Raw genomic sequence first — 19,171 nt, forward strand, 5'->3', positions numbered from 1 at the left:
TTCATGAAGCAAAGCAAAGTCCGAAATCGAAAAATGGAAACACACGCAAAGATCGGGGGGCGGCGGCTCCGCATAGGGAGAGGGCTGCGAAAGGTACCTAAAGTCTTTTTCCGCCGCCCTTTTCTGTCCGCCCACACCTCATCCTGACCTGCGATCCGACATCGATATGACCTTGCCGCCATCGCCTGCGGGTTTGCTGACCCGCAGTGCTGCGATTATCGATCCGTGGTCCAGCCCCTCGGATAGGAGCTTGAGGGCTTCCCGTTCCCGGCCACGACACACAGGGTCAGACAAGATGATTCCGGCAAGCCGGAGAGCGTCGTCAGCGCCCTCGCTGTAGCCATGGCACCATATCGCTGCGACCTCGCTGTCATCGGTGCCAATGCCGGGCAGGGCGGTGAAGCGTAGCAATCCTCGCCCGAACCAGCGCCGACCCGTCATGGAGGCGTCCTGCACGCCTAGTGCCGCGATGAAGCGGGTGAACCGGTCTGTAACCCCCATCATGAGTATGCCCCGGCATCGGCGTGCGCCCCGCGAAGAAGCTGATCGACGCCATCAGAGACGGCGCGGCGAACGCGCGCCTCAAGCTCGGCAGCATCACCCGAGATACCGTGAAACGTGAATGGGCCGATGCTGACGCTGCCCCCGGCCTTGCTCATCGGAGTGATCGTCCCCGCCGTCTTCGGCGTGAAGATTTCCGGCTCGCCGCCATCGCCGACGACGAACGATCCGCCCGGCCAGACAGGGCCGCCGGTCGCCCGGTGGCCTGTCGGGTTGCCCATGGCATCGTAGGACGGCATTTCAACGCTGCCGTCGCCGCCGCCCCACGTCATCAATCCGCCGAGCGTTGACTTCAAATTGACGGCCCACTCGACCGCTGCCTTGATGCCGCCGATCAAGCGCTCAATTGCCCCGACCACCGAGTTCACGGCACCCGCGACGACGCCGCCGACCGTCTCGCCCCACGATTTGAAAGCGCCGTTCGTATCGTTGATGGGGCCAAGCAGGCCTGATACCCACTTAAAGAGATCGCCGAAGCCCGACACGATGGGTTGCAGCGTCGGCCCCACGCCCTCAAACGCCTTGGAAAATCCCTCAGCAAAGCCGGAGAAGAAATTCGCGAGGTTCTGCCAATTGTTGTAAATCCACGTCGCCGCCGCGCCGATGGCGAGGCCGACAAACGAGAGCTTCGTCAGCGTCCAGACCACGCGCCCGCCCGCCGCAGCTACCGCACGGAAGACGGTCCCGAACTTCTCCCAACCTGTCAGCGCTCGCCCCATCTGCGCCGTGCCGAGGGCGTTCTGCAAAGCCACGACTTCGCGGATGCGGCGGATACCGCCACCCATGCCCGCCGCAGCCCTGCCAATAGTGTTGAAGCCAAAGGCGAGCGCTGAAAGCGCGCCGCCTTTGCCCAAAAGCCCGATGAACCGGAGGCCAGAGAGCGCAATGCGGAAGCCGATCAATGCGCCGGTCGTCCCGACAATGGCAGAGGTGAGGCGAGGATATTTCCCGACCAGATCGGCGATTTTTCCGGCAATAGGAACCAACCGGTCAGCCAGATCGGCGAGGGCCGGAGTGATTGCGGAACCGAGTGCGATTGCAATGGCCTCGAATGCGTTCCGAAGGCGCGCGAGCGCATTCGCGGTCGTCTTCGCGCGGACCTGAAACTCACGCTGGACTGATCCTGCCGTCTTCGCCTCATCAGCGATGGCGGCATAGTTTTCGCGAAGGATGCCGAGATTTTCCAGAGTGGGACCGAGAGCGCGGGCTTCGTCGCCAAAAATCTGAGAGATAAGCGAAACTCGGTTTTCTGCGGGTGCCTTCTGGATGGCTTCGAGCACGGCCATAGTCGTGCCGAGCGCATCTTTCTGCATGCCCTTCGCCAGCTTTTTAGCATCGAGGCCAAGGGCTGCGAACGCTGCGCGCTGCGCCTTCGTGGCGCTCGCGCCCTTCGTCAGAGCGCGAGTGAGGTTCAAGAACGATGTTGCCGCGACATCAGGCTGTGCGCCTGCGGAAATCATGGCAGAGCCGAGCGCGAGGGTTTCCTTCGATGAAAATCCGGCGGCTTTGCCCATGGCGAGGGTCCGGCGCGCATATTCGAGGAGATCAGTCGAGGAAGCGGCGGTGCTATCGGAAAGGACGTTGATTTCGTCTGCGAATTGGCGGGTTTGATCGACGGTCCAGCCCATCGCGGTTCCGATTTTGGCAAGCGCTTCACCAGCGGCGTCGCCCGTCACATCCCACGCGACCGCGACCTTCAAGACCATTTCGCTGTAGGCTTCCAGATCATCGACGGCGATGCCTGCCTGTGCGGCGGCTGCCATCGTCGCAGCAACTTCGCCCTGGGATCGCGAAGTCGCCGCCGAAACGCGCTTCACGGCGGCTTCCAGCGCCTTCATTCCGGCATCGTCAACATTCGCGACCTTGCGCAGATCGGCCAGCTTTTCCTCAAGCGCGATGGTCGGGCCGATCACCGAGTTGACAGCGCCCTTGAAGGCATACAACCCGGCAATAGCGTCAATCATGCCGCCGCGAGCGTCCGCGAGTGCGGCGTTGTTGCGTTCCTGCGCCGTAGCAAGCCGGGCGGACACGCCCGCTATGCCGCCAGTGGTTTTGCCAAGACCGGCGAGCGATTGCCCCACCTTCTTCGCAGGCGCAGTGACATTATCGATCAGACGGACGACGAGGCTGCTGGTGAGAGTTCTGCCTGCCATGGTCAGCCTCCCGCCTGCGCTGTTGCGAACGCCTTTTTCCAGCCGTCCGCAGCCATGCTTTTAGGGGTGACGGGCGCTTCGTGGCTGCTGCCAAATTCTTCCTGTCCCGCTGCACGTTCAGCGATTGTCGGCGTGCGGCGTCCTTCCGGCGGAAGATTTTCCCGCGCGGTCTGGATTGCCCGCGTACCTTCGTCGAGCGAAACGGTCGTGGCGGCGAGCGCGTCGGCCATCGCTTCCAACCGAGGGCCAGCAATCGCCCGGAAGGCAATCTGGCGGTTTTCGAAGGACATCGGCGCGGGAGGGGCCAACGCTTCGGATGTAGGCGGCTCCGGCACGGCGATGGGGTTGACCGCCAGCACCGGAGCCGTTTCCCCGGCTAACGCCGGAATGGACCGGAAGATTGCGGCAAGCTGGCCGCGCAGCACCTCTCCCGAAAAGTCTATCGCATCGGGCAGGTTGATCGGCTGGCCGGAAGATGCGGCGCGCAGGAGCGCGCGCGCATCGGCCTCGGAAATCTCGGTGTGACGGTCGAGAAACCGGCTAAGGTCCGAAATCGACTGCGGTGTGATTGCGCTCATGGTCAAACCCTCGCCATATCGTCGAGGCCGACATCGTGGCGCGACCGCCAGCCGGGCGTCAGTTCCTCGATACCAAGGACTGCGCGGGGATCAGCATCCGAGCGGCGGAAGATGACCATTCCGACTTCTGCGGCGGCTTCGATGGCTGCTTCTTCCCGCCTACCGGCAGCAAGGATTTCGGCGGCGAGCCGCTCAAGGGCGGCATCGCGTTCGGTGTCGCTCATGGCTCCTTCCGGCTCCACAGAACCGATGAGCGTCACGGCCTTCGCGACAGCTTCATCGCGAAGCAGCCAAATGATTGTTTCGGCGATCCGAGGACCACGTTCCGAGTTGACGATACCCAATGCCCGGTCCAGCCGGAGCGGCGAGACCTCGCGGGCTGTAAAGCTCAACCTCGGGCGACCGCGATCTGCAATTTCATCGATTTCGCGCGCGATGGCTTCGCGAATGACGGACAAGGGCTGCGGAGCGCTTTCCACGCGATAAAGCTGGTCCGTCAGGTCCGAAAGTTCATTGCGTGCTTCTTCGACCTCCCGGCGATGATCCTTGGCGGTCAGCTTGACCGGCGCAGCATCCCGCAGCTTTACGCCTGCGCGCATCGCGTCGGCGATCCAGTATCCGCATGACTGAACGACGCCCTGCGCCTGAAACACTGCGTTTGCCCTGTCGAGCCGGGGCTGCAAGCGCTCGGCAATCTCGATTTCGATTTTCGCAAAGGCCGGATCGATCTCCGCGTCACCTTCGGCCAACAGCTTCCGCAGCCTTTCGAGCGGATGCCGCACCGTTCCGGTGCGGGTATGTTTTCCAGATGTCTGAGCATTCCGCTCTGCAAGGTCGCGGCGCAGCCATGCGTCTTCCAAATCACTCTGCGCCGCCTTTACCGCAGCGCCAGCGGCATCGAAGTCTTCATCAAGCCGGATAGCCTTTGAGCGTGCCTTCTCAGGCAAGAAGTTGAGCATCGCCTCAGTAAAAATCGCCATGATCGCTCCTTTCCAATTGAGGAAAGAATACCTCACGGCCAGCTTAAAGTGCGAACGATGAAATCCGCAAAATCCGCAAGCAAAAGGCCGGAACTATGTCCGGACTTTCAAAAACCATCCATCGAAATAGTAGCGACCGCGTAGTTTTATCCCTGCATTTTCATCAACGATCATCCGAATGATCGTGTCAGGCGAGACGTTCTTTCTCGGAGCGACCTCTTTTGGGGTAAGCCAGCGCCGCGAGCCGTCCGGCAGGCGCTCGTCGAGATCGACCATCGTCGGGTCGATGGGATCGAGATCGGGAAGCAACGCGAACTGCGCCGGGCGCTGCTCGCCCGCGCGCTTTGCGAGGATCGCTCCTGCCTTTGCGATGATGGCAGCGAGATCGGAGGACGAGAGCTTTTCAAGTTCCATCCGAACCTCACTGCAAAAGCGCCGGACCGGACGGAAGGCGGATCGCATCGCCGAGGCTGGCGTATTGCTTTTCGAGAACGGCGTCGGAAAGCGTCTCTCCGGTTCCACGATGGACGCCATCGGCCCAGCCGAGTGCGTACGCCTTGGCCGCGATATGGGCCGCGTCAGGCTTCAATCCGGCGGCAATGAACAAGTCGATGACCGAGCTTTCAAGCGTCGTGGTCAGCGATGTGATGTGCCGCAGTTCATCCGCGCCTTGCGTTTTCCGGTCACGAGCGACGGCGGCAGCGAGGCGGATGATCTGTGCTTCAATGAGTTTCAGGATCATGCGCGCCTCCGTTCTTTGGTCGCGAAGGCTACGAGGCTATCGCGGGCGGTTTTCACGACGCGATCCACGACCCCCGGCATCCGTTCGGAAATTGCAGCTAAGTCGTCCAGCGTCGTGGCGAAGCGGGGCGCGTCCGGCTTCAAGCCGGAAAGCGATCCCGCGATGGGAGCGGCCTGCGGCGCGTGCGCGGCTTGAGGCCGCTGCGCCTTCGCCGCCGGGAAACTCGCGTACCCGTGGGTAATAGTAATAGAGGGGACGCCATTTTCCCGCGTCTCTGCAACCGCTACCATACCCTTCGCGATCCAGTTCCGAACGGTCTTCTCGGTCACTCTATTCGCGGCAGCAAAGCGTGCGATTGCCTCTCTTTTTGCGCTCTCATCCGCGCGTCTCTGGTCAAGGTTCCGAGGGCGTGCACGCCTTTTGCGCGCCGCCCGACGCCGCTTGTCCTCCGACTTCATGAAGGCCGCGTACTCGTCGTCTGCGAGATCGCAAGCGCCGATCATCGCCAGCCCGAGCGATTGGCGTTCTTCAAGGCTTACCCGCAGGAGCCGCGCAACATCTTGGCTGCTCATCGCGCAAGCGTCTGCTGCCAACGCGAGCAGTTCGCCGAGGTCGAAATCAGGAAAGGCGTTCGCCGTGAACTTAGCGGCGATAGAGCGATTGCCTGCCTGCTCCCACATCAGCGTAAAAAGCAGCGCACGCACGAAGGGTTCGGCCTCCTGCTTGTTGGGCTGTCCGTCGCGGAAGCGATGATCGAGCACCGCCATAATGTCATCGACCCGGCGGCGTGCGAGTTGCTGACGCCTATAGGCGTCACGCGCGGCAGCGGCTTCCGCCTCTGCAAGCTCGATATTTGTGTCGGCCTGTTTGATCCGGTTCTTCGTTTTGACCCGTGCCTCAATCCGCATCTGCACCCTCCGTCAACTGGATGCGAACGATGCGGGCTTCGATTGCTTCCTTGAGGTTCTCGATATCCTGACGGGCGGCTTCCTTTTCAACGCCCCACCTTGCGAGATCGCCGATGCGACGGTTCAGCCAGCCTTGAACGCCGGGCGAACGGCCCGCGATGATGGCGCGGGCAGCGCGATCCACTTCGCGGTGAAAGCGGGCGGCGGGGAACGGGATCGGCCCGCCTGTGGGTGATCCAAGCTCGTAGTGCAGAACCCAAGGGTCACGCAGTTCGTCGAATGTGAATTTGCGGGAGGCACCCATCAGACGGCCTCCTCTTCCAGCTTCGTGAGGAAGCGACGCAACTCCGCGTCGGTGATGACGGTGCGACCCAAGATTTTCACCGGCTTGAGGCCACCGGCCTTTATCAAGTTGTAGACGCTCGCCCGGCAGATACCGAGACGCGCTGCGGCCTCGGGAATGGAGAAAGCGAGGCGCTCAATGCGCTGCGATTGATCGGACATAGTAACCCCATGATCGTAATCGGTCTGGTCAATTCATGGAGTTGAGGTCAATTGTGATTGGAGCGACCTTTGCCAAGCACATGCAATATACATGAGCGTGGACAGTGATAGCTTCAACTGAAATGTACTTATACGGCGCTGGATGCATGACATTTCTGACAATGAAGTCATAAATATTGGCGCATAACCGATGCAAGCAATTCCATTGATCGGGAATGAAAGCTACGCGGTCGCTGCAAGATCGATTACGTCAGCGCCCCTGAGCATTACTTCGATTTCCCCTTGCCACCACGCCGCCATTCTGAGGCGTTCATCCCAATAGGTGGCGCGGTGATAGGCCCGTCGCACTTGATCGGTACTGACGTGGGCAAGCTCGGCCTCGACGGCATCGGGCGACCAAAGCCCGCACTCATTCAGCAATGACGACGCGGAGGCGCGGAAGCCATGGGAGGTCGCTTCTTCGCCCGTGTACCCGAGACGGCGAAGAGCCGCATTCAGGGTATTCTCGCTCATTGGGCGTTTGGTGGTGTGGAAGGCCGGGAAAGCGAACGTCCCATAGCCCGTCAGTTTATGCAGATCGCGCAGGATTTCGACTGCGAGTGGCGGGAGGGGCTTCTTATGCTCCCGGCGCATTTTGGTCCGCTCGGCAGGGATCGTCCAAACAGCCTTATCGAGATCGAACTCGGGCCATTCTGCCATACGAAGCTCGCCGGGCCGGGGATACAGAAGGGCCATGAGCATCAGGCCCGCCTTCGTCGTTGCCTGCCCTTTGTAACCCCACACTGCCCGGATCAGCCCGGCAAACGCGGATCGATCTGTCAGCGCGGCCCGATGCTTCACCGTGGGCGCGACAAGCGCACCGCGCAAACCGAATGTCGGGTCGTTCTCTGCTCGCGCTGTCGCGATGGCGTACCGAAAAATCTGACCTATTGTCGAGCGGAGCCTTCGGGCGCTCTCAAGATTACCCTTCGCTTCGACCTTTCGAAGCGAGGTCAGGATTTCGACGGCGGTAATGTCGCCGATGGGGCGCGAGCCGAGATCGGCGCACGCCATATCGAGGAGCCAACGCTTTTTCGTCAGCGTGGCGTCGGCCTTCCCCTCCTTTTCGATCTTCGCGACGAACTCGTCGGCAATAGCCTTGAAGGTGTTCGCGACCTCTGTTTTTCGCTTGAGCTTTTCGACTTTTGCGATCTGGGAAGGATCGTCGCCCGCCGCCAACTGCGCGCGCGCGGCGTCACGCCGTTTGCGCGCATCGGCGAGGCTGACCTCGGGATATTTCCCGAAGGCCAACGTCTTCTGCTTCCCATGATAGGAGAAGTTCATGCGCCATAGCTTCGACCCTCTGAGGTCGATCATTAAGTAAAGCCCGCCCCCATCGGATAGCTTTTGGACCTTGTCTGCGGGCTTGGCATTTCGGATGCGCGTATCGTTGAGAAGCATGGTATCCGCCCTTGGTATCGTCTCCGGAACGTTAACCAGAGATACCATCAATACCAACCAAAATACCATGAAATCGGTTTGATGCGGATAGACGAGCTAAGACGAGCGCAGCCGCGAAACGCAAAAAAGCCCCGGAAACCGGGGCTTTTTAAAGATGATATAGAAGTCCGTAGACAACTGTATCAGGAAATTGGTGCCCAGAAGAGGACTCGAACCTCCACACCCTTGCGAGTACCAGCACCTGAAGCTGGCGCGTCTACCAATTCCGCCATCTGGGCGACGGAGAGCGATGTACGAGGGCAGCCGCCCGGTGTCAACAGGCTTTTTGAACTTTTATGACGATCATTGATTTTAAAGGGAAAAAACTTGGTTGGGGCTGTTGAAACATGTCGCCGGGTCAGGTGTCGAGCCCTTCATGCTTCGTTCTGTCCACATGACCGAGGTCGCGCTCCGGGTCGATGATGTCACGGATTCTCTGTTTGAGTTCTTTTGGGCCGGGAAAACCGCCATCGCGTTTGCGTTCCCATATGGTCGTGCCGTCCACGGTGATCTCGAACAGGCCGCCGGTTGAGGGAACGAGGCTGACTTCGCCGACATCGGAAGCGAAGGTCTGAAGGATTTCCTGCGCCATCCAGCCTGCCCGGAGCAGCCAGTTGCATTGCGTGCAATAGCGGATGGTTATGCGGGGTTTTGTCTCGGTCATCCTCAGGTCTCCTTCACCGCGCAGCGGCAATAATGTTCACGATAATGTCAACCATAATACTCATGTTTTTACCGGGCGTACGCTTGTTCTTATCATGCGGCTTTGCGAACAGAGAAGCTGTCGAAGGCTGAAACGTGGAGATCCTATGGCCCAGTTCGAGAATAATCGTCAGCGTCTTTTCGTTCCGGCGGTCGCACCGCTTTATAATGCGACACATGATCTGGTGGAGACGATCCTGCGCGTCACGGCCGGGCTTCTTCTTGTCACCCATGGTTTCGGCAAGATCGTCAATCCTTTCGGCGCAGTCGGCATGGTGGAGAGCCTCGGTTTTTATCCCGGCGTCTTCTGGTCGCCGCTGCTTGCCGCCACGGAATTTTTCGGCGGCATTCTGGTCGCCATCGGCCTGTTCACACGGCCGGCATCTTTCGCGGCCATGATCGTTCTTCTGGTAACGGTTTATTTTCACGGCATCGTAAAGGCGGAAGGTCTGGGCGGCGCGGAAAAATCGATACTGTGGGCTGCGATTTTCCTGTTCTTCGCAGTTCGTGGCGGCAACCGGCATTCCGCAGACGCCAAGCTGGCGCGTGAATTCTAAGGCGCATAGGTCAGGTCATCCGCCTGTCGTCGCACTGACGACGCCGCGGCTCTTGAAAATCGATTTTTCTCGTGGTGAAGCTGGATTCGATCGGCACTCTTGGCCGGTTGAATCCATTGTCGTCTCCACGAGGTCTTATGCGCGTCGCAATCATAGAAAACATGGCGGGTACGCCGCATGGGCAACTCGGCGTAGCGCTGGAAGAAGCGGCGGCGGAAATCCATGTGATCCGCGCCTATGCGGGTGAGCCTCTCCCAACGGATGCCGCCGACCATGATGCGCTTGTCGTTCTGGGCGGCGAACAAAACGCGCTTGACGATGCGCTTTATCCCTATCTGGCTGATCTCGCCCTTCTCATGAAAGCCTTTGGCGATGCTGGTAAAGCGGTCATGGGTGTGTGCCTCGGCAGCCAGTTGCTGGCGCGCGCCTATGGCGGAGAGAATATTCTCTCGGGACCGCCGGAATTCGGCTGGCAGGATGTCTCCCTGACGGAAGAGGGCGTGTCTGATCCGCTATTGGCGGGGTTGGAAAAGACCTTTCCTATTTTTCAGTGGCATTGCGATACATTTACGCTTCCGCCGGACGCCACGCGGCTTGCGACCAATGGCGCGACACGAAATCAGGCCTTTCGCATCGGCCGGGCGGTCTATGGCACGCAATTCCATTTCGAGGCCTCGACCGCCGTGGTTGATGGCTGGTGCCAGGCGTTTCCTGCTTCCGTCGAAAGAATGTCGCCGGGCTGGCTGGAGAATTATCGTGACCACCGTGGCTTGCGCGCAGAAATGGCCGATGCAGCCGGGCTGGAGATCGCTCGAGCCTGGGTGCGGCTCATTCAGATCGGCGATTTTCCGTTGCGAAAGTGACCGAGGCCGAACAGAGTTGCGGCTGATGGACTACCGCGCGAAAGGAGGCGCAAAGATTATGTACAAATTCGAAATCTATCAGGACAAGGCCGGCGAATATCGTTTCCGCTTCAAGGCATCCAACGGGGAGACAATGTTCTCGTCGGAAGGGTACAAGGCGAAGGCGTCGGCCATCCATGCGATCGAATCGATCAAGAGAAACTCCCCCGGCGCCGACACTGTCGATCTGACCGCCATGACGGCCTGAGCCGCGCCACGACGCGAGAACTCGAACCGTTTCGCCTGCCAGAAATGACGGGCGCATCGGCGTGTGCCGACGTAAAGATAAGATTCAGTCTTTTTTGATAATCTTCCGTTAGCATTTGTATTTCGAGGTCTCCGGGCGGCATCAGAGTGCCCCCGATTTGTTTTGCGTACGGGTTCTCATGCGTTCATCGGCTGTGCCAGCACTTTTCTTCGGTTGCTTCCTGCTTGGAGGCTGCACGTCCAGTTCCGGGCCGGAAAGCCTGATGGCCGGTTTGCCCTCGAAGGAAACGACGAGTTCGGTCACGCCATCCGCGCCGGTGCCGCAGGCAAGTGTCGGTACCCAGCCCATTTCAGCAAAGCCACGGCAGGAAGTTCTGGCATGGGGCGGGCCGGTGCCTGACGAACCCAAGGCCTTTTCCGCTGTCACCCCCAGGGCGTCGTTAACGCAGAATGCGCCTGAAATCCGTTTGCCGGTTCCGTCACAGGCGGCGGGAATGGTGCGGCCGGCGGAGCGCCCCACGATCAACCAGATGGAGCGCCCGGTCCAGTTGGCCATGGCTGCGGCCCCGGCGGCGAGCGCCGGTGCGCAAATCCGCTCGCGCATTTTCCGCTCCAGCTTCAGCGATGCCAAGCCGATCAATTTCGGCAAGGTCCAGCCGCGTCATTTCCAGGTCCACGGGGTGGATGTATCCCGCTGGCAGGCCAATATAAACTGGCCGCAGCTGCGCACACGCGGCGCCAATTTCGCCTTCATCAAGGCGACGGATGGCGGCGACCATCTCGATCCGATGTTCCGCACCAACTGGCAGCGCGCGAAGGAAGCGGGCATTCGCCGCGGCGCTTACCACTTCTTCTACTGGTGCCGCAACGCCAGCGAACAGGCGGACTGGTTCATTCGCAATGTACCGCGCGACCCGGAAGCCCTGCCGCCGGTCATCGACGTGGAATATAACGGCGAATCGAGCTGCAAGATGCGCCATTCCCGTGAACGCGTTCTGGAAAAGATGCGCGTCTTCATGGACAAGCTTGAGCGCCATTACGGCCAGCGGCCGATCATTTATACGGCGCCCGATTTTTACAAGGACAACCTCCAGGGCGAATTCCAGGATTATCCCTTCTGGCTGCGCGCCGTCGCCCAGCATCCATCGGTGGTTTATCCCGGCCGCAAGTGGCTGTTCTGGCAATATTCCGGTTCCGGCCTGTCGCACGGCGTCGATGGTCGCATCGATCTCAATGTCTTCAACGGCAGTGAGGATGCATGGCATCGCTGGGTGGACCGCCGTTCGAGCTGACGATGGCAGCCGTCAGCGCGCGAATTTTCGCGCGCCTGCAACACAGAGCACCACCACAAGCGTAACGGCGATCATGGCCGGGCTCACCTCCTCATGCAGCAGGGTCGCGGCAAGTGCCAGCCCGAAGAAGGGCTGAAGCAGTTGCAGCTGGCCGACGGCTGCGATGCCGCCAAGCGCCAGTCCGCGATACCAGAAGATGAAGCCGATCAGCATGCTGAACAGGGAAACATAGGCAAGGCCGGCCCAGGCCTGCGGGTCGATGCCGGCAAGCGTTTCCGGCCCGGTGAAGAAAGCAAGCGGCAGCATTACCGGCAGGGAAAGAACCAGCGCCCAGGAAATGACCTGCCAGCCGCCCAGCTTGCGGGAAAGGGCAGCACCTTCCGCATAGCCAAGCCCGCAGACGATGATTGCGCCGAGCATCAGAAGATCGCCGGCAAGCGACGCCTCGATCCCGGCGGCAAACGAATTCGACAGCGAAAACCCCGCAACAAGCGCGCTTCCAAGACAGGAAAAGAGCCAGAAGACGGGGCGTGGGCGTTCTCCACCGCGCAGCACCGCGAAGATTGCTGTCGCGAGCGGCAAGAGCCCCACGAAAACGATGGAATGCGCCGAGGTGACATGCCGCAGGGCGAGTGCGGTCAGTAACGGGAAGCCCACCACGACACCGAGCGAGACGATGAAAAGCGATGTCAGGTCATCGCTCGCCGGGCGCTTTTGCCTGAACAGAAACAGCAGCGCCAGCGCCAGCAGGCCGGCAATGCTGGCGCGGGCGACGGTCAGGAACACCGGATCGAAACCCGTTACCGCAATGCGTGTCGCGGGCAGCGAACCGCTGAATATCACCACGCCTGTCAGACCGCTCAGCCAGCCGCTCGTCGTCTTGTCCATTGTCAACTCCTGCGTTTTGCCTTTCTTGATCCGGAATGGCTGGCAGGAACAGCGACAATCATATACAATTTCAACAAACTGTTATGGTATCATAAGCGGTACAGTTGGAGGAAGTGTGGACGGACAAGTCGCTGCGGGCACGCGCATAGAGAAGGTGATGGCAAGTGTGCGGCAACGCATCGCCTCGCGCAGCCTCGTTCCTGGCGCGCGCCTGCCGTCGGTCAGGGCGCTGGCGAAGACCATGCAGGTTTCCACCTCCACCGTTGTCGAGGCTTATGACCGGCTCGTGGCGGATGGTACGATAAGCTCGCGCCCCGGCTCCGGTTTTTTCGTTTCGGGCCCGCTTGCGCCCCTGTCGCTTGCCGATATCGAGCCGCAGCTTGACAGGGCGGTGGATCCTCTATGGGTCTCGCGGCAGGCGCTCGATGAAGGTTCCGTTCTCGCCAAACCCGGCTGCGGCTGGCTTCCCGCATCGTGGATGCCGCAGGAGGCGTTGAGGCGGGCGATGCGCGGGCTTGCCCGCGCCGACGCCGCCCTGCTGACGGATTATGGCAGTCCGATGGGGCTGTTGCCGCTACGGCAGCTTCTGTCACGCCGGCTGGCCGAACACGGGGTACAGGCGGGCGCCAGCCAGATCATGCTCACCGATTCAGGCACGCAGGCGATCGATCTTCTGTGCCGTTTCCTGCTGCAGCCGGGCGATACGGTTGTTGTCGATGATCCCTGTTATTTCAATTTTCACGCCCTCTTGCGGGCGCATCGGGTGAAGATCGTCGGTGTTCCCTATACGCCGACCGGACCGGATCTCGCACTCTTCGAGCAGGCGCTGAAAGACCATCAGCCCCGGCTTTATATTACCAATTCCGCAATCCATAATCCGACAGGTGCAAGGCTTTCCGCCGTTTCCGCCCATCGCCTGCTAATACTCGCCGAACAAGTGGGGCTGACCATCATCGAGGATGATATTTTTGCCGATTTCGAAACCCAGGCCGCGCCCCGGCTGGCGGCCTTCGACGGTCTGAACCGCGTCGTCCAGATAGGCAGTTTTTCAAAAACACTGTCGGCCTCCGTGCGGTGCGGTTTCATTGCGGCACCCATGGCTTGGGTGGAAGCCCTGACCGATCTCAAGATCGCCACCACTTTTGGCGGAACGCATTTTTCGGCGGCGCTGATCCTGTCGCTTTTGACCGATGGCAGTTACCGCAAGCATATTGAGGCGCTGAGGCAGCGTCTTGCGGCAACGATGCCGGAGGTGGCGGCGCGTCTGAGGTCGGTCGGATGTGTGCCGTGGATCGAACCGCAGGCGGGCATGTTTTTATGGTGCCGCCTACCGGACGGGGTTGATGCCGCCGATGTGGCGCGCCGCGCGCTTTCGCGGCAGGTGGTGCTGGCCCCCGGCAATGTGTTCAGTTCCTCGCAGAACGCCTCCGGTTTCATGCGTTTCAATGTGTCGCAAATGGCAGGTCCGCAGGTCATGACGGTGCTGGCGGAGGCGCTTCAGCAAGCGCCCGAACCTCGTCGGTTGTAAGCGTTCTGGAAGGAATCGGAACAAAATCCCGTGAACGTCGTTTTCTCCGCAGAATGAAGAGGAGGAAACACCATGACATTCGATCCCAACAACCCGCGTCCGGACCGCGATCTTCGTCCGGAAGTGAATATCAGCAATGAACCGCGTGCCCGCACGTCGTCGTCCTGGGTGCCGTGGTTGGCGATCATCGTCGTCGTATTGGTGGGCGTTTTCGCCTGGTCGCAGATGAGCGGCCCGACCACCGATCCGGCCACGACATCCTCCACCACGCCGCCTGCGGCAACGGATCAGGCACCGGCGCCCATGGCTCCAACCGCTCCGGCAACACCGCCTGCGAACAACACCGCACCGGCAAGCCCGAATACGGGCGGCACGCAGACCCAGCCGTAACGGGCCTACTGATATGATAAAACCGCCTGCCTCCGGGCAGGCGGTTTTTCTTTGCGGCCCTTTTCCGCGCCCTAAAGCTGCTCCATCGCGGAAGGGTGGTTGGAAACCCTGGACCAACGGCTGATGGATTCCTGTGCCAGTTGCGAAAGGGCAATGCTCCCGAAACGGGATAGCAGAATGTTTTCCGCCTCTTTCATGGCGTCGAAAAGTGCTGCATTGACGGCCTGTTCGATGACGCAGTTCGGGTTGTCGCCCGCCAGCCCGATCGAGAACAGTTCCGGCGCGCCAAGCGCCCGGTAAATATCGAGCAGCGTGATTTCGCTGAGCGGCCGCGCCAGCACCCACCCGCCGCCATGGCCTTTTTCCGAAGAGACATAACCATGCTCGCGCAAGCCGGCCATCGTCCTGCGCACCACCACCGGGTTGGTCTGAAGCATCGCCGCGATGCTCTCGGATGTCGCCGCACCCTTATGATTTTCCATATGGATCAGAATATGCAGCACCCGTGAAAGGCGCGTGTCGTGTCTCATTGTCCAAACCCGTCTGTTTACACCGACGCTATCACTTTCGAGATGACGTAACAATATAAGTTGCGTGACTATTGACTCCGAAAATCACGTAACAATATAAGTATCGTGAAATGAACGGGCACTTCCGCCTCTTTCCTGAAACGATGGGTGCATCATGAAATTCGACGTCATCATTATCGGCGGCAGCTATGCCGGCCTCTCAGCCGCCCTGCAGCTGGGACGCGCCAGAAAAAACATTCTGGTGGTGGACGCTGGGGAACGGAGAAACCGTTTCGCCAGCCATTCCCACGGTTTTCTCGGCCAGGATGGAAAGGCGCCGGGTGAAATTATCGCCGAGGCGCGCCGCCAGATCGAACGTTACCCGACCATAGATTGGGCTGAGGGCAGGGTGACCGATGCCGAAGGCTCCTTCGGCGATTTTGTAGTCGAGATCGATGGCAGCCGCCGTGAGACAGCGGACCGGCTGATCCTCGCCATGGGCGTCACCGATGAATTGCCTACTGTTGCCGGGCTGAAAGAGCGTTGGGGCTCTTCGGTCTTCCATTGCCCCTATTGCCATGGTTACGAGCTCAATCAGGAAAAGATCGGTGTCATCGCCGCTTCACCTTTGGCCATTCACCACGCATTGATGCTGCCCGACTGGGGCGAGACGACCTTTTTCACCAATGGCGTATTCGAGCCGGATGGGGATCAGCAGGCATTGTTGGCGGCCCGGGGCGTGCGGGTGGAAACAACCCGCATCCGGGAAATTACGGGGCATGCGGATGTCGTTCTGGCGGATGGACGCAGCATCCCATTGGCTGGCCTTTTCACCCAGCCGAAATTGCGGATCGCCTCGAACTGGCTGGAAAAACTTGGCTGCGCCGTGGAGGAGGGGCCGATGGGATCGACCATCGTGACAGATCCCATGAAACAGACCACCGCCCGCGGCATCTTCGCCTGCGGTGATGTGGCAAGGCCTGCCGGCTCGGTCGCCCTTTCGGTGGGAGACGGCGCCATGGCGGGTGCTGCGGCTCACCGGTCAATCCTGTTTCCGGAATGATCAATGCGAAACAAGATTGAGCCAGCGGCCCGGCGGCATGCCGAAGGCATTTTTGAAATGTCGGGTAAAATGCGCCTGATCCGCAAAACCGCAGGCAAATGCCGTTTCCGCAAGGCCCGCACCCGCACGCATCATCTCTTTGCATTTTTGCAGCCGGCGCATGATGAGATAACGGTGCGGGCTGGTGCCGAACAGGCAGCGAAAGTGCCGAAAGAGCGTGAAGCGGTCGAGCCCGCTTATCCGTTCCAGCTCTTCGGAACCGACGGTGTCGGCGCTATTCTCCAGCAGATAGTCCCGGCACCGTAAAACGGCGATCCGGTCGATCCGTTTGATGGTTCTGGCGCTTCCGTTTGAATGTTTCCAGAGCAAATCCGCCAGTCTCGACTGCCAGTCGGTGAGAAGCAGATTGTCCGGCGCGCCTTCCAGATTGCCAAGCGCCTCGATGAGGCATTGCCGGAATTCCTCATCCTCGATGACGGGATTCTGGGCGAAAGGCAGCGCATTATATCCCGCCTCAGTCGCTTTTTCGGGCGGAAGATAAAGCATACGGTAGCGCAGGCCTTCATCGGTGCCTGCGCCACCATCGTGGACTTCGTCCGGATGCAGCACGATTACCCTTCCGGGCGTGCTGAAATGCGATTGCCCCCGATAGGAAAAAGTCTGGACGCCGGAAAGCGTGACACCCAGCGCATAGGTATCATGACGGTGCGGCGCATAGGCGTTGCCATGAAAACGCGCTTCGATGCGCTCTATGCCTTCGCTGGAGGGTGCCTGCACGATCCCTTCGAATTTGCACGAACGTTCAAGATCGCCGACGCCCCGAGGCGCTAGGATCGCTTCTCTTTCGTAACCACAGCCAGATTGAGTTCGCATGTTTGATACCAAGATCGCCGTCATCCTTCGCGATGACCTTGCCGTGTGGCAAAAACTGAACGTTACCGCATTTCTCATGTCCGGGATCGTCGCCCAGACCAAGGAGATCATTGGAGAACCATACCGCGACGGGGCGGGCAACGTCTATAATCCCCTGTCCATCCAGCCGATTGTCGTCATGGCGACGGATCAGGAGGCGTTGCGCAAAATCCACCAGCGATCCCTCGAGCGCGATGTTACGACATCGCTTTATATCGAGGAAATGTTCGCCACGGGGCACGATGTCGCCAATCGCCAGGTATTTTCGGAGTTTTCACCGGAGAATGCCAAGGTGGTCGGCATGGCGCTGAGGGCCGACAGGAAGATCGTCGACAAGATTACCAAGGGTGCGAAGCTGCACGCGTGATAGAAGCCTAAACGCAAAAGGGAGGCGATGGGCCTCCCTTCAATCGCGACGGCAATATGATTTTGCCGCTTATTCGTCGTTCATCTTCAGCGCAGCGATAAAGGCTTCCTGCGGAATTTCCACCTTGCCGAACTGGCGCATGCGCTTTTTGCCTTCCTTCTGCTTGTCGAGAAGTTTGCGTTTGCGCGTCGCGTCGCCGCCATAGCATTTCGCCGTCACGTCCTTGCGCAGCGCGCGCACGGTTTCGCGGGCAATGACCTTGCCGCCGATGGCCGCCTGGATCGGGATCTGGAACATGTGCGGCGGAATGAGTTCCTTCAGCTTTTCGCACATGCCACGCCCGCGCCGGTCGGCCGCCGAGCGGTGAACGAGCATGGAGAGCGCATCCACCGGATCGCCGTTGACGAGGATCGACATCTTGACGAGATCGCCTTCGCGATAGTCGATGATGTTGTAATCGAACGAGGCGTAACCCTTGGAGATGGATTTCAGCCGGTCGTAGAAATCGAACACCACTTCGTTGAGCGGCAGTTCATAGGTGATCATCGCACGGTTGCCGACATAGGTCAGCTCCGTCTGCAGGCCGCGCCGGTCCTGACAGAGTTTCAGGATGCCGCCGAGATATTCGTCCGGCGTCATGATCGTCGCCTTGATCCACGGCTCGCGGATTTCCTTGATCTTCACAACGTCGGGCATGTCGGCCGGGTTGTGCAGTTCCTTCTCCGTGCCATCGGTCAGCGTCATTTCATAGACGACCGAGGGCGCGGTGGCGACGAGATCGAGATTGAACTCGCGCTCGAGGCGTTCCTGAATGATTTCGAGATGCAGCAGGCCGAGGAAGCCGCAGCGGAAACCGAAACCGAGGGCGGCGGAGGACTCCATTTCGAAGGAGAAGGAAGCGTCGTTGAGGCGAAGCTTGCCCACCGCCGCGCGCAAATCTTCGAAGTCGGCCGCATCGACCGGGAAGAGGCCGCAGAACACCACGGGCTGCGCGGGCTTGAAGCCGGGCAGGGCCTGCGCCGTCGGGCGCTTGTCGTCGGTGATGGTGTCGCCAACACGCGTATCGGCAACTTCCTTGATCGAGGCGGTGATGAAGCCGATCTCGCCGGGGCCGAGGCTGTCGACATTGACCATCTTCGGGGTCAGCACGCCGACGCGCTCGATGCCGTATTTCGCGCCCGAGCCCATCATGCGGATCTGCTGGCCCTTGCTCAGCACGCCATCGATGACGCGCACCAGAACCATGACGCCGAGATAGGTGTCATACCAGCTATCGACCAGCAGCGCTTTCAGCGGTCCGTTTTCGCCGACTTCGCTCTTCGGCGGCGGCAGACGGTGGACGATGGCTTCCAGAACGTCGGGAATGCCAAGACCGGTCTTGGCGGAAATCATCACGGCGTCGGAGGCGTCGATGCCGATCACCTCTTCGATCTGCTCCTTGATACGGTCGGGTTCGGCCGCCGGCAGGTCGATCTTGTTGAGCACGGTGACCAGCTCGTGATTGTTGTCGATCGCCTGATAAACGTTGGCAAGCGTCTGGGCTTCCACGCCCTGCGATGCGTCGACCACCAGCAGCGAACCTTCACAGGCCGAAAGCGAGCGGGACACTTCGTAGGCGAAGTCGACGTGGCCGGGCGTGTCGATGAGGTTCAGCACATAGGTCTCGCCGTTATTCGCCTTGTAGTGCAGGCGCACGGTCTGGGCCTTGATGGTGATGCCGCGTTCGCGCTCGATATCCATCGAATCGAGAACCTGTTCCGACATGTCGCGTTCCGCAAGGCCGCCCGTCGACTGGATCAACCGGTCGGCCAGCGTCGATTTGCCATGATCGATGTGGGCAACGATCGAGAAGTTGCGGATATGGTCCAGGGGCGTGCGGGTCGAATTTGTGCTCATGTCCCGCGCTATAGCAGGGGCTTGTCACACCGCAAAGCGGGAATTTGGTTAAA

The 19,171-nt window shown here is 60.2% G+C and carries 23 protein-coding genes and 1 tRNA gene; 8 read left to right on the top strand and 16 right to left on the bottom strand.

Going from position 1 to position 19,171, the window contains the following annotated elements; all coding sequences use genetic code 11:
• Positions 1-138: 138 nt before the first annotated feature.
• The 12 genes from AGR7B_RS00850 to AGR7B_RS00905 all read right to left on the bottom strand — a co-directional run bounded on the left by AGR7B_RS00850 (position 139) and on the right by AGR7B_RS00905 (position 8,569).
• The gene (locus AGR7B_RS00850; RefSeq protein ID WP_080855805.1) at positions 139-504 is read right to left on the bottom strand and encodes a hypothetical protein; all 366 of its coding nucleotides are present in this window, start codon (positions 502-504) and stop codon (positions 139-141) included.
• Complete coding sequence (locus AGR7B_RS00855) at positions 501-2,714, bottom strand: phage tail tape measure protein (protein WP_080855806.1); 2,214 nt, start codon at positions 2,712-2,714, stop codon at positions 501-503. Before AGR7B_RS00855 ends, AGR7B_RS00850 begins: the two co-directional genes overlap by 4 nt.
• 2 nt (positions 2,715-2,716) lie before the next feature.
• Complete coding sequence (locus tag AGR7B_RS00860) at positions 2,717-3,292, bottom strand: hypothetical protein (RefSeq protein ID WP_080855807.1); 576 nt, start codon at positions 3,290-3,292, stop codon at positions 2,717-2,719.
• Between the two features lie 2 nt (positions 3,293-3,294).
• The gene (locus tag AGR7B_RS00865; protein ID WP_080855808.1) at positions 3,295-4,272 is read right to left on the bottom strand and encodes a hypothetical protein; all 978 of its coding nucleotides are present in this window, start codon (positions 4,270-4,272) and stop codon (positions 3,295-3,297) included.
• A 93-nt stretch (positions 4,273-4,365) separates the two neighbouring features.
• Positions 4,366-4,686 carry a hypothetical protein gene (locus tag AGR7B_RS00870; RefSeq protein WP_080855809.1) on the bottom strand — a complete coding sequence of 107 codons (321 nt, stop codon included), beginning with the start codon at positions 4,684-4,686 and terminating at the stop codon, positions 4,366-4,368.
• A 7-nt stretch (positions 4,687-4,693) separates the two neighbouring features.
• Complete coding sequence (locus AGR7B_RS00875; RefSeq protein WP_080855810.1) at positions 4,694-5,014, bottom strand: hypothetical protein; 321 nt, start codon at positions 5,012-5,014, stop codon at positions 4,694-4,696.
• Positions 5,011-5,922: a hypothetical protein gene (locus tag AGR7B_RS00880; protein WP_080855811.1), complete on the bottom strand. Its 912-nt coding sequence runs from the start codon at positions 5,920-5,922 to the stop codon at positions 5,011-5,013. The genes AGR7B_RS00875 and AGR7B_RS00880 overlap by 4 nt, the downstream gene beginning before the upstream one ends.
• Positions 5,912-6,226 carry a hypothetical protein gene (locus AGR7B_RS00885; RefSeq protein WP_080855812.1) on the bottom strand — a complete coding sequence of 105 codons (315 nt, stop codon included), beginning with the start codon at positions 6,224-6,226 and terminating at the stop codon, positions 5,912-5,914. Before AGR7B_RS00885 ends, AGR7B_RS00880 begins: the two co-directional genes overlap by 11 nt.
• On the bottom strand, positions 6,226-6,426 hold the full coding sequence (locus AGR7B_RS00890; protein ID WP_080855813.1) for a helix-turn-helix domain-containing protein: 201 nt from the start codon (positions 6,424-6,426) through the stop codon (positions 6,226-6,228). Before AGR7B_RS00890 ends, AGR7B_RS00885 begins: the two co-directional genes overlap by 1 nt.
• 222 nt (positions 6,427-6,648) lie before the next feature.
• Positions 6,649-7,866: a tyrosine-type recombinase/integrase gene (locus AGR7B_RS00895; RefSeq protein ID WP_080856936.1), complete on the bottom strand. Its 1,218-nt coding sequence runs from the start codon at positions 7,864-7,866 to the stop codon at positions 6,649-6,651.
• A 191-nt stretch (positions 7,867-8,057) separates the two neighbouring features.
• Positions 8,058-8,144, bottom strand: a tRNA-Leu gene (locus AGR7B_RS00900).
• 119 nt (positions 8,145-8,263) lie between these two features.
• Positions 8,264-8,569, bottom strand: a complete 306-nt coding sequence (locus tag AGR7B_RS00905) for an Rdx family protein (protein ID WP_003524477.1) — start codon at positions 8,567-8,569, stop codon at positions 8,264-8,266.
• A 145-nt stretch (positions 8,570-8,714) separates the two neighbouring features.
• Between AGR7B_RS00905 and AGR7B_RS00910 the strand changes: the two genes are divergently transcribed.
• From AGR7B_RS00910 to AGR7B_RS00930, 4 genes are all read left to right on the top strand, one after another.
• Positions 8,715-9,164, top strand: a complete 450-nt coding sequence (locus tag AGR7B_RS00910; RefSeq protein ID WP_003524478.1) for a DoxX family protein — start codon at positions 8,715-8,717, stop codon at positions 9,162-9,164.
• 137 nt (positions 9,165-9,301) lie between these two features.
• A complete protein-coding gene (locus AGR7B_RS00920) occupies positions 9,302-10,027 on the top strand; it encodes a type 1 glutamine amidotransferase (protein WP_162934007.1) in 726 nt (241 codons plus the stop codon).
• A 58-nt stretch (positions 10,028-10,085) separates the two neighbouring features.
• Positions 10,086-10,274 (top strand): YegP family protein, encoded by a 189-nt coding sequence (locus AGR7B_RS00925; RefSeq protein ID WP_059759498.1) that lies wholly within the window; start codon positions 10,086-10,088, stop codon positions 10,272-10,274.
• Between the two features lie 178 nt (positions 10,275-10,452).
• A complete protein-coding gene (locus tag AGR7B_RS00930) occupies positions 10,453-11,565 on the top strand; it encodes a glycoside hydrolase family 25 protein (protein ID WP_080855815.1) in 1,113 nt (370 codons plus the stop codon).
• Between the two features lie 12 nt (positions 11,566-11,577).
• Here the strand turns inward: AGR7B_RS00930 and AGR7B_RS00935 are convergent, their stop codons facing one another.
• Positions 11,578-12,453, bottom strand: a complete 876-nt coding sequence (locus AGR7B_RS00935; protein ID WP_065654698.1) for a DMT family transporter — start codon at positions 12,451-12,453, stop codon at positions 11,578-11,580.
• A gap of 115 nt (positions 12,454-12,568) precedes the next feature.
• Here AGR7B_RS00935 and AGR7B_RS00940 point away from each other — a divergent pair, with 115 nt between their 5' ends.
• The gene (locus AGR7B_RS00940) at positions 12,569-13,981 is read left to right on the top strand and encodes an aminotransferase-like domain-containing protein (protein WP_162934008.1); all 1,413 of its coding nucleotides are present in this window, start codon (positions 12,569-12,571) and stop codon (positions 13,979-13,981) included.
• Positions 13,982-14,053: 72 nt separating this feature from the next.
• Positions 14,054-14,371, top strand: a complete 318-nt coding sequence (locus tag AGR7B_RS00945; protein WP_003524488.1) for a hypothetical protein — start codon at positions 14,054-14,056, stop codon at positions 14,369-14,371.
• A gap of 71 nt (positions 14,372-14,442) precedes the next feature.
• Here the strand turns inward: AGR7B_RS00945 and AGR7B_RS00950 are convergent, their stop codons facing one another.
• Entirely contained in the window at positions 14,443-14,901 is a 459-nt protein-coding gene (locus AGR7B_RS00950) for an Rrf2 family transcriptional regulator (RefSeq protein ID WP_020808452.1), read from the bottom strand.
• A gap of 154 nt (positions 14,902-15,055) precedes the next feature.
• On the opposite strand from AGR7B_RS00950, the gene AGR7B_RS00955 reads away from it, so the two are divergent.
• A complete protein-coding gene (locus AGR7B_RS00955; RefSeq protein WP_080855816.1) occupies positions 15,056-15,943 on the top strand; it encodes an NAD(P)/FAD-dependent oxidoreductase in 888 nt (295 codons plus the stop codon).
• Here AGR7B_RS00955 and AGR7B_RS00960 read toward each other — a convergent pair whose 3' ends face one another.
• The gene (locus tag AGR7B_RS00960) at positions 15,944-16,720 is read right to left on the bottom strand and encodes an AraC family transcriptional regulator (RefSeq protein ID WP_162934009.1); all 777 of its coding nucleotides are present in this window, start codon (positions 16,718-16,720) and stop codon (positions 15,944-15,946) included.
• A gap of 94 nt (positions 16,721-16,814) precedes the next feature.
• On the opposite strand from AGR7B_RS00960, the gene AGR7B_RS00965 reads away from it, so the two are divergent.
• Complete coding sequence (locus tag AGR7B_RS00965; RefSeq protein WP_078051400.1) at positions 16,815-17,222, top strand: DUF2000 family protein; 408 nt, start codon at positions 16,815-16,817, stop codon at positions 17,220-17,222.
• Between the two features lie 69 nt (positions 17,223-17,291).
• On the opposite strand, the gene lepA is transcribed toward AGR7B_RS00965, so the two are convergent.
• Positions 17,292-19,130, bottom strand: a complete 1,839-nt coding sequence (gene lepA / locus AGR7B_RS00970) for a translation elongation factor 4 (protein WP_035240402.1) — start codon at positions 19,128-19,130, stop codon at positions 17,292-17,294.
• Between the last annotated feature and the right edge of the window lie 41 nt (positions 19,131-19,171).

This window comes from Agrobacterium deltaense RV3 (assembly GCF_900013505.1).
Classification (GTDB): domain Bacteria; phylum Pseudomonadota; class Alphaproteobacteria; order Rhizobiales; family Rhizobiaceae; genus Agrobacterium; species Agrobacterium leguminum.